Raw genomic sequence first — 593 nt, 5'->3', positions numbered from 1 at the left:
ATGTAGTAGCGGCCGACGTTCCACAGTTTCGACGCGGAGAACCCGCACTGATCGAAATCGTCACGAACCTGTTGGTGGTTCGTGATGCGTGCGACGTAGGTGCGGGTCGTCTCCAGCATCGACTGTGGTTATAACTAGTTATGAGTAAGAGCATATTAACGACTGTGTTTGGCGTGGAATATCCGGCCGACTGTTCGAGGGTGGTAAGTCACCCAGTTGTCGGCTTCATCCCACGGCTAAAGCCGTGGGTTTTCGCCTCGCACCTTCTATAAGAACAGAGGATTTGCCACCAGATGCCCCGGGGCACTATCAACAGTCGCATCCTCCCCCCTACTATATTCCAGAGAAATTGCCTCTCTCGTCGCCGATCGAGAACGACAAGGATCTCGCGGCGACGAATCAGTGACCCGGCGCTACGGAACTTTGTCCACGATATTGCGCAGGTCATCTTGGCTGGACCAGGCGAAGCATCGGTTGTGGAGTTCGAAGAGGCGGAATTCGTTGAGGTGAACCCAACTGTATGAGACAGGTGCTTGTTCGTCATCCTCTCGTTCCTCTAATCGGTCAATAACATCGGACTTCTTGAGTCTGAT

At 53.3% G+C, this 593-nt stretch carries 1 pseudogene; it reads right to left on the bottom strand.

Features of this window, described 5'->3' with window-relative positions:
• Positions 1 to 413 precede the first annotated feature (413 nt).
• Positions 414 to 593 (bottom strand): annotated as a pseudogene (locus EXE45_RS20935) (hypothetical protein); the annotation flags it as partial.

Origin of the sequence: Halorubrum sp. SP9 (assembly GCF_005435015.1) — an archaeon.
GTDB classification, from domain to species: Archaea; Halobacteriota; Halobacteria; order Halobacteriales; family Haloferacaceae; genus Halorubrum; species Halorubrum sodomense.
Note: the sequence above shows the minus strand (reverse complement) of the source record. Positions and strands in the feature narration are given on the sequence as shown.